This is a genomic window from Arthrobacter sp. TB 26, assembly GCF_000427315.1.
In the GTDB taxonomy this organism is placed as follows: Bacteria; Actinomycetota; Actinomycetes; order Actinomycetales; family Micrococcaceae; genus Arthrobacter.
Map to the genome: position 1 here is coordinate 1 of NZ_AUPJ01000097.1, position 5,833 is coordinate 5,833.

Below are 5,833 nucleotides of genomic sequence, written 5' to 3' on the forward strand. Positions count from 1 at the left end.
CGTTGTTGGGCCGGGCCCGGGCTACTGGCCGGCGTCGTCCGCCGAAACCAGCTTCAGGGAGACGGAGTTGATGCAAAAGCGCTGGTCGGTCGGGGTTCCGTAGCCTTCGCCCTCGAACACGTGGCCGAGGTGTGAATCGCAGTGGGCGCAGCGGACCTCGACGCGTTCCATGCCCAGGGTGCGGTCGTGGATGTATCTGACCGTGCCATCCGCAAGCGGGGCCCAGAAGGAGGGCCAGCCGCAGTGCGAATCGAACTTCTCCTTGCTGGTGAAGAGCTCCGTGCCGCAGGCCCGGCACTGGTAGACGCCGGCGGTATGCGTGTCCCAGTACTCGCCGGTATAGGGACGCTCGGTCCCGGCCTGGCGGAGCACACGGTACTCCTCCGGCGTCAGTTCCTGGCGCCACTGCTCGTCAGATTTTTCAACGGGCGGGTTGACGCTCCCGGCATCGGACCCGGCCGCGCTTGCGGCCGCGGGGGCGGTGACGGGCGTGACTTTTGGCCTGTTACTAAAGATGCTCATAGCCTCAATAACGCTCAGGAGTCCCCGATAAATCCCGATCCGGCGTAAAGATGCAGGACCGGCAGCCCGAGTTTGTCCTGGGCCTTGGTGGCCCAGTCGGTGTGGAAGGTGTCCGCGACGGCGTGCGGGCGGGTGATCACCACGGCCTGCCCGGCGCCGAGTTCCTTGACCCGGGCGACCATGCCGTCGACGGCCCTGCCCTCGACGATTTCACCGGTCACGCCGCTGCCAAGTCCGGCCAGGGCAGTGAGCGAGGCGGCCAGGGTTTCGGCGGCTTCGGCGCGTTCCCCTGCGGGGTCGGTGTGTGCCGTCAGTTCACGGAAGGCCTTGGAGATCTCCAGCAAGGAGAGGTTCTCCAGGAAATCCACCAGCAGGTGCCGCTCGGTGCTGGCCGGAACCAGGACCACCAGGGGTGCATCACCTCCGGCAAGCAGGGTTTCGATGTTGACGCGGTCGTCCGCGCCGAGGGGCTCTTCTGTCAAAATGACGATTGGATCACTCATGTCCCCAGCCTAGTCGCGCGCCGGCACACCCGCACGGATTGGGTCCCCGTGTGCTTCCCGGGCGCCGTTCTGAGCCATGGATGCCACGCTGGACGGGGAGTTCGGTAAGAATGGTGCCATGGCTTCCTCCCCCCGCCTCCTGCCGGATCCGCGCCGGATCCCCACCGCCCGTGGACAGGCCCCCCGCGCCGCAGTTGCTCCCGCGGCCGAAGTTTCGGTCAAGGGCAGTGCCAAATGGGCGCTCGGCGGCATCATCGGCGGCAGCGCTGCGGCCGGGCTGCTTGCCGCCGGTTCCTCCGCCCTGGCCCTCTATTTTGCACGCCGTGTGATCACTCCCGCCCGGGTCAAGGAGGAGGACCAGGAAGTCCTTGCAGTGATCCGTGGCGGGCACGGGCTGCAGGTCATCCTCGCCGCCACGCCCGAGGCCACGGTCGAAGGCGTTTATGGACTGTTCTTCGACGGCGGCCGGGGACACGCCCGGATCGGCCGGATTGTGTCCTATTCGCCGGCGGAGCGCACAGTGCAGCGGGAGGTCGAGGCCGTCTACAGCGGCGACCTCAGCACGGCGCGGCGGGGCTACTGGAGCGGCGCCGCGTACCCGGACCCTGCCAGCATGGGCCTGCCCGCGGAAGACGTGGACATCGACGTCGACGGCGGGACCGCTCCGGCGTGGCTGGTCCGGGCCCCGCAGGAGTCCGGCATCTGGGCCATCATGGTGCACGGCAGGGGAGCGAACCGGCAGGAGTGCCTGAGGGCGGTCCGGACCGCCCTGGAACTGGGCATGTCCAGCCTGCTGATCTCCTACCGCAATGACGGCATGGCCCCCTCGGCACAGGACGGGCGCTACGGCCTGGGCTCCACCGAATGGCGTGACGTTGAGGCGGCCATCGGCTTTGCGCTGGGGCAGGGTGCCCGCGAAGTGGTGCTTTTTGGCTGGTCCATGGGCGGGGCCATCTGCCTCCAGACCGCGGACTTGTCCCGCTACCACCCGCTGATCCGGGCCATGGTGCTGGATGCCCCGGTCATCAACTGGGTAAACGTGCTGGCACACCACGCCGAACTCAACAGGATCCCCTCCGCGGTGGGACGGTACGGGCAGTTGATGATGAGCCACAAGCTGGGGCGGCGGCTGACCGGCCTTGCCGCGCCGGTGGACCTGAAGGCGATGGACTGGGTTTCCCGGGCGGTGGAGCTGCGGACGTCCACGCTGATCGTCCACAGCGTGGACGACGAATATGTCCCTTACGGCCCGTCCGCTGCCCTGGCCGAGAAGAACCCGGAGATGGTCACCTTCGAGACCTTCGAGCGCGCCCGGCACACCAAGGAATGGAACGTGGATCCGGAGCGCTGGGAGCGGCTGGTCACTGCCTGGCTGGGGCAGCAGCTCGCGCCGCGCCCGAATCCGGGCCAGCCGAATCCGGGGCCGCCCGCCCCTTCGGAGGGACCCGCTTCGCCGAGGTGACACTTAACGGCAATGTTCCGCGACAGCATTGCCGTTAAGTGCACTCTCGGTGCGCGGGCGCCGCCCGTCTAACTCCTGCCGGTGCCGATCCGTGCCGTGTGCGCCCCGGTGAGCCGGATCAGTTCGGCCGGGCTCAGCTCGAGGTCCAGGCCGCGCCGGCCGCCCGACACCAGAATCGTGTCCTGGCCCAGTGCGCTGGAATCCACAACCGTGGGGGAGGGCTGGCGCTGTCCGAGCGGTGAGATGCCCCCGAGCACATAGCCGGTGCGGCGCTGTGCCACCGCCGGGTCCGCCATTGCCGCCTTTTTGCCGCCCAGCGCCGCCGCCATCGCCTTGAGGTCCAGGTTGCCGCTCACCGGCACGACGCCGACGGCAAGCCGGCCGTCGACGTCGACCATCAGGGTTTTGAACACCCGGGCCGGATCGATTCCGAGCACCTCCGCGGCTTCCAGCCCGTAGCTTGCGGCCGCGGGGTCGTGGCTGTAGGGGTGGGCGACGAAGGGAACCCCGNGGCGGCCGCCAGTGCTGCGGTGGCCGGGGTTCCCTGGGAAGCCTGCTTGCGTGCCATTCTGTTCCGATACTCGGGGTGTCCGGGCGACTGTCAGGGCTGCTGCGGGAGGGCGGCAACCTTGCGCTTGATCCGGCCCAGCATGGCGGTCATCCCGCGCATCCGGAGCGGGGTGATGGCCCGGGTGAGGCCCAGCAGCTCCGGCATGTCGTCCGGGACGGACAGGATCTCGGCCGGGCTCAGACCGTCCAGGCCCTCGTGCAACACGCCCGCGAAGCCGCGGGTGGTAGGGGCTTCGGGGGGTGCCTTGAAGAAGAGCCGGACGGCGTCGGCCGTGCCGCCGTCGGACTGTTCCGTTTCAATGGTCAGGTACAGCGGCGACTGGCACTCCACCACCTGCTCCATTAGCTCCGGGTGGTCCTTGAGCCGGTCCGGGAGCTCCGGGAGCTCGCGGGAGAACTCGAGCAGCAGCTGGAGCCGTTCGGGTTCGGTGACGGCCTGGAAGTCATCAACAATTTCCGCCAGTGCGGTAGGGAGAGCAGAAGTATTCATCTCTTCCAGCTTACGCACGCGCGCCGCTTGTGTCCCGATCGGTGTCCGCTGACGACTCGGTTACCTTGCGGCCGGTACGGTGCCGCGTTCGGCACCCTTGACGATCGGGACGCGGACGGCGTTGCCCCATTCGGTCCAGGATCCGTCGTAGTTGCGGACCGAGTCGAAGCCCAGCAGGTACTTGAGCGCGAACCACGTGTGGCTGGAACGCTCGCCGATGCGGCAGTACGCCACGACGTCGTCGTCCTCCTTCAGGCCGGCCTCGCCGAGGTACAGTGCCTCGAGTTCGGGGCGGGTGCGGTAGGTGCCGTCCTCGGCAGCCGCCCGTGCCCACGGGATGGAGGCCGCGGTGGGGATGTGCCCGCCTCGCAGGGCGCCTTCCTCGGGGTAGGCGGGCATGTGGGTGCGCTGGCCGGTGTACTCCTCGGTGGAGCGGACGTCGATCAGCGGCTTGCCGAAGTGGGCCAGGACGTCTTCTTTGAAGGCGCGGATCGGGGCGTCGTTGCGTTCGACAACGGGGTACACGCCCGGGGTGATGGCGGGCTTGTCCGTGGTGAGGGCGCGGCCCTCGGCGGTCCACTTGTCCCGGCCGCCGTCGAGCAGCCGGACGTCCTCGTGTCCGAAGAGTTCGAAGACCCACAGTGCGTAGGCCGCCCACCAGTTGGACTTGTCGCCATAAATGACCACGGTGCTGTCGCGGGAGATTCCCTTGGCCGCGGCGAGGACGGCGAACGCTGCGCCGTCGACGTAGTCGCGGGTGACCTCGTCGTTCAGGTCGGTGTGCCAGTCGATCTTGACTGCGCCCGGGATGTGGCCGATCTCGTAGAGCAGCACGTCCTCGTCGGATTCCACCACCACGAGCTTGCCGTCATTGAGGGCGCCGGAGTCGATCGCGGCGGCCAGCCATTCGGTGGACACGAGGCGCTCGGGGTGGGCGTACGCGGCGAACTTCTCATTCTGCTCAACGGGGTAGGGCATGGGGATGGCCTTTCACTGAAACGGTCAGAAGGCCGGGCCATGGTGGGATCGAACGCGGCGCCGGGCCATCTCCAACACTAACCACGCCCTGCGGGGATTGCCCGTCCGGGTTCACACTCGGCAATATGGCCTTCGTCACGTGCTGTCCGCCCCAGGCACTGTGCCGACAGGGGGCCCGCGCTTTGCCGGTATTCTTTCTGGGGACAAGAGACCAGCAGAACGGACCACCTTGGTACAGATCGAACAGCTCGCCGCCCGCACCCCGGCAGTTTCAGTGGATGAACTCCTCAACGGGTTTTATCCGTCGCCGCGCTTTGGTGAGGTTTCGTTTTCCAGCTACCGGCCGGATCCGTCCCAGCCCAGCCAGGCCGCCGCGGTCAGGGCGCTGGAAGCCTTTGCGGCCAACGTCGGCGCGCGCGACGGCGACGGGCTCTTCAAGCGACTCTTCGGCAAGAAGGACATGTCCCGCGCCGGGATCTACCTCGACGGCGGCTTCGGCGTGGGCAAGACCCACCTCCTGGCCTCGCTGTGGCACGCCGCGCCGGGGCCCAAGGCGTTCGGCACCTTCGTCGAATACACCAACCTGGTCGGGGCGCTGTCCTTCCGCAAGACCGTCGAGGCGCTGAGCCACTACAAACTGGTCTGCATCGACGAATTCGAGCTCGATGATCCGGGCGACACCGTGCTGATGTCGCGGCTCATGCGCGAACTGGCCGACGCCGGCGTGAAGCTTGCGGCCACGTCCAACACCCTGCCGGGTTCCCTCGGCGACGGCCGCTTTGCCGCCGTCGACTTCGCCCGGGAGATCCAGGTGCTGGCGGACCAGTTCGACGTCGTCCGGATCGACGGCGAGGACTTCCGCCACCGCGGCCTGCCCGCCGCGCCGCAGCCGCTGCCGAATGATCAGTTGACCCACCACATGCAGAATGAGTTCCACGGCAAGACGGTGGCGCGCGATGAGTTCAGCACGCTGATCGACCACCTGGCCGGCGTCCACCCGAGCNGAGCCGGTACCGCCAGTTGCTGGACGGGATCGAGGGTGTGGTCTGGAAGAACGTCCACACCATCACCGAGCAGGCCGTGGCGCTGCGCTTTGTGGTGCTCGCGGACCGGCTGTACGACAAGGATGTGCCCATCCTGGCCAGTGGCGTGCCGTTCGACCAGCTCTTCACCGAGGAAATGATGACCGGCGGATACATGAAAAAATACTTCCGCGCTGTCTCAAGGCTCACCGCGCTGGCCCGCGAGGGCCAGAACCACGAACCCTCCTAGCATTCCTGCGCCAACAACAACGCGGGGTCACTTGCG

Annotated in this window: 5 protein-coding genes and 2 pseudogenes; 2 read left to right on the forward strand and 5 right to left on the reverse strand. The window is 67.7% G+C overall.

The window, feature by feature from the left end:
• Window positions 1–21: 21 nt before the first annotated feature.
• Complete coding sequence (msrB, locus tag K789_RS0102665) at window positions 22–522, reverse strand: peptide-methionine (R)-S-oxide reductase MsrB (protein ID WP_024365399.1); 501 nt, start codon at window positions 520–522, stop codon at window positions 22–24.
• A gap of 14 nt (window positions 523–536) precedes the next feature.
• On the reverse strand, window positions 537–1,025 hold the full coding sequence (locus K789_RS0102670; RefSeq protein ID WP_024365400.1) for a hypothetical protein: 489 nt from the start codon (window positions 1,023–1,025) through the stop codon (window positions 537–539).
• Between the two features lie 118 nt (window positions 1,026–1,143).
• Between K789_RS0102670 and K789_RS0102675 the strand changes: the two genes are divergently transcribed.
• Window positions 1,144–2,487 carry an alpha/beta hydrolase family protein gene (locus tag K789_RS0102675; RefSeq protein ID WP_024365401.1) on the forward strand — a complete coding sequence of 448 codons (1,344 nt, stop codon included), beginning with the start codon at window positions 1,144–1,146 and terminating at the stop codon, window positions 2,485–2,487.
• A 68-nt stretch (window positions 2,488–2,555) separates the two neighbouring features.
• Here K789_RS0102675 and ybaK read toward each other — a convergent pair.
• From ybaK to K789_RS0102690, 3 genes and pseudogenes are all read right to left on the reverse strand, one after another.
• Window positions 2,556–3,055, reverse strand: a pseudogene (ybaK, locus tag K789_RS22120) (Cys-tRNA(Pro) deacylase).
• A 33-nt stretch (window positions 3,056–3,088) separates the two neighbouring features.
• Window positions 3,089–3,547 (reverse strand): cysteine desulfuration protein SufE, encoded by a 459-nt coding sequence (locus K789_RS0102685; protein ID WP_024365402.1) that lies wholly within the window; start codon window positions 3,545–3,547, stop codon window positions 3,089–3,091.
• A gap of 60 nt (window positions 3,548–3,607) precedes the next feature.
• Entirely contained in the window at window positions 3,608–4,525 is a 918-nt protein-coding gene (locus tag K789_RS0102690) for a sulfurtransferase (protein WP_024365403.1), read from the reverse strand.
• Window positions 4,526–4,754: 229 nt separating this feature from the next.
• Here K789_RS0102690 and zapE point away from each other — a divergent pair.
• A pseudogene (gene zapE / locus K789_RS22125) lies at window positions 4,755–5,797 on the forward strand (cell division protein ZapE).
• The last annotated feature ends 36 nt before the right edge of the window (window positions 5,798–5,833 follow it).